The following is a 1535-nucleotide window of genomic DNA, read 5'->3' on the forward strand; positions in this document are numbered from 1 at the left end:
GCCTTCTCACCCGGCTTCAACACCTCAGCCTCATCAGCAGACTGAGCATCGTTATCGTTGATGAACTTCTTCAACTCCAACTTCGGCTCACCCGGAGTCTTGGCATGGCCCTCGTCCGGATCCGACGGCACCGGCGGAACATCACCAGGCTCGTCCGGATTCTCCGGACTCGGCGGAACTCCCTCGGCATGCGCACGGTCGGCGTGATACGAGCCGCCCTCCTCGAGCACAAGCGTGCCCGTAAAGGTCGTCTTCTCGCCGGGCTTCAGCGGACCAGCGAACACATCCGAATCGGAACCCTCAGCCTTGATGTCGGTCACCTCACCAGCGGTGCCCGCGATCGTCTCATCGTCCACGCGGACGTTAAAGACGTCAACGTCACCAGTATTGGTCACCACAAACGTCACCGGCGCGGGATCACCGGGCTTCAACGTAACCGCAGCGTCCTTGGTCTCAGCGTCATCACCATTGATGTACTTCTTCAACTCGATGCGCGGTTCACCCGGCTCAGGGCGCTCCTCGGTCACGGTCTCACTCGGCTCCTCCGACTCCGAAGGCACCGACGAAGACGGCTCAGGAACAGGCTTAGACTTCGACGGCTTCGGAGCCTCAGAAGGCTCATCCGACGGCTCAACACTCGTAGTCACCGGATCCTCCGAGGGCTTCTCCGACGGAGTCGTAGACGGCTCCGACTTGACCTCGGTCTCCTCCGGGCTCGTGGCGTGCGCCTGATCCTCGTGAGACTCCACCGACGTACCCGGCTCATTCACCTTTGGCTGACCGGACTCATCCTTGATCGGATTGCCCTCATCGTCCACCGGCACATACGGGGTCTCATTGCCCTCGTCATCCACCGGGGTACCCGTGGACTTTGCCTTGTCTGCGTGCAACTTGCCCGCGGCCGGAGCTTTCAGATCGCCCACAAAGACGACCTTCTCGCTCGCCGCCAGCAGCTTCTGCTTCTCAGCGTTACCGGCAAAGTCAGCGACTCGGATGTTGGTTACCTGCGGCGTATCCGCGTCAATGCCAGCCTCGGTGCCATCGACGGCGTTCGTAAACGCCTGAGTGATGGCCTCATCAGAAAGCTGAACATTCTTCAGCGCCAGCTCGCCGGTGTTCTCCACCACGAACGCCACCGTCAAATCATCCCCAGGCTTCTTCGCAGCGTGCGCCGCAGCCTCAGTCTGAGAATCATTCAACGCCTCAGCCTCTTCCACCGACAACGAATCAGCGTTCTCCGCCTTCGCACCGATGTACTTCTTCAGCTCGATCTTCGCGGACTTCGGCTTCGGGGTCTTGGCATGAGCCGGGTCCTCATCCGACGGCACCGGCGGAACATCACCCGGCTCGTCCGGATTCTCCGGGCTCGGCGGCACACCCTCGGCCTTGGCGACGTCCTTATGGTCCTGACCGCCCTCAGGCAGGATCAGCTCACCGGTGAACTCACCGGACTCACCCACCTTCAACCGATCAATCTGCTTCGGCTGGATATTAACAACATCGCCAACACCCGCCACCGTCTCATCAGACAGCGT

The 1535-nt window shown here is 61.0% G+C and carries 1 protein-coding gene; it reads right to left on the reverse strand.

The window, feature by feature from the left end; all coding sequences use genetic code 11:
• Positions 1-1535: DUF7507 domain-containing protein (locus B140_RS14160; RefSeq protein WP_425304669.1), on the reverse strand; the 1535-nt coding region annotated here is incomplete at both ends.

Source organism: Corynebacterium mastitidis DSM 44356 (assembly GCF_000375365.1).
GTDB lineage: Bacteria > Actinomycetota > Actinomycetes > Mycobacteriales > Mycobacteriaceae > Corynebacterium > Corynebacterium mastitidis.